The sequence below is a fragment of the Rhodopirellula europaea 6C genome (assembly GCF_000338295.1).
Lineage (GTDB): Bacteria > Planctomycetota > Planctomycetia > Pirellulales > Pirellulaceae > Rhodopirellula > Rhodopirellula europaea.
Map to the genome: position 1 here is coordinate 1 of NZ_ANMO01000081.1, position 1,532 is coordinate 1,532.

Genomic DNA, 1,532 nt, shown 5'->3' on the forward strand with positions numbered 1-1,532 from the left:
CCCAACTGGTGAATTGGCTGCCCATCAAGACCAACATGTAAAGCCCAACAATCGCGGGCATCACCACCAGCCGAACCGCCCACCGCGAGACAAACCACCAGCGGCCTGACCAAACGCCAGGCGACCATTCGCCCGATTCCGCTTGGACACGCAGCCGCCGGCATCGACGCAGCGCCAACCCTTCTGCGATTCGAGCCGGCAGCATGAATGCCACAAACACTAAACACGGCAACCAAGTGATCTCTTGCGGCGTCGCTTCGATCTTCAGCAGATACAGCGGAATCGGCATCAGCACCAATCCGACCAACATGGCTCCCGCCCAAGACCACGGTGCGTAACGAAAGTCACTGCGGATTTGCCGCCACTGAAACATCGCTCGCCAATTGTTTTGGGCCGCGAAATGAGTCTGCAACATCGGCAGATACAGCAGCACAAACGCGAGCGTGAACAAAGCCAACACGCCCAGCAATCCGTCCGCGGCGTTGTCGCCTTCCCGTGTCACGCCCATGATCACAAACGCGGGAATCAACCAAACCGAAGTCAGGAACGCACCGCGGACGCCCATCCAAAACAAAGCGGGAATCCGCAGGTCTTTCAAAAACGCCCACACACGATCAGCAAACTGCGACCAAGTCGATGGACGCCACCCTTCTTTGAGAAAACGCATGGGTTGGGGCCACACGTAATGTTTCAAGCGTCCCCCACGAACCCAGGCCCACCCCAAGTAAACGGTCAAGAACGCTGACAACGCAATCGCTCCGATCCGAAGCCGAGTCGCATCGGGCGAGCCAGGATCGATCACCGCGGCCACGGATTCCCAATGAGCCAACAAGCGAGTCGGTGCCGAGGCAACCGCGAGCGCAAAAAAGGCCGCTCCAAACACACCCGCCGCGTTCAGATTCGGCAAAGCGTCCTTGAGCTGTCCACCCGCGGCCAAATGCCCGGCAACGGCCAGCAAATATCCCAACGTGATCAACTGAAACAGCGGCAGCGCCGTGACAAACGCCAGGATCAACGCCAAGGACGCAAGACAAAACAGCGTCCAAGTGGCTTTTCGAATGGATTGAAAGAAACGTCGCATACCCGGTGTTCGAAGTCTCGCGTGCGATCTTGGCAATCAAATACAGCGAGCCCGAAAAATGATTGAGTGGAAAGGGCCTTGGTAAGTGAAAAGGGCCACAGGATCACAGGGCCACAGAACTGCAGCCCGCAACGCATCCTACCAGCCCCAAAAACCTGTCGCACGGTGGTCCCCACCGTGACGCGCGCACCACCAGAGTAGAACAATTGTCCCCAATGGTTCCGCCCACCAGCGTTCTGTCCCAAGCCGCTCCCCACCCAATCCAAGCTCCAGCTCACCCACACCACAAGCCTCCGCATCAAAAGCCGAGAGCATCGACCCCGCGTCCCTTTGGAGGTCGTGCAGTTTTTTGATGCCGCTTTTCGGCTAATTTACACACCGCGTACCTTTCCCGAAACGAAGTTTGGGGAGATGTCGAGCGACGCCGTTCAGGCGCGCGATGGTGAGGGCC

1 protein-coding gene is annotated in these 1,532 nt (G+C 58.2%); it reads right to left on the reverse strand.

Annotated features, from left to right (window positions below; all coding sequences use genetic code 11):
* Window positions 1–1,081: DUF4013 domain-containing protein (locus tag RE6C_RS06680; protein ID WP_039961385.1), on the reverse strand; the 1,081-nt coding region annotated here is incomplete at its 3' end.
* Window positions 1,082–1,532 lie beyond the last annotated feature (451 nt).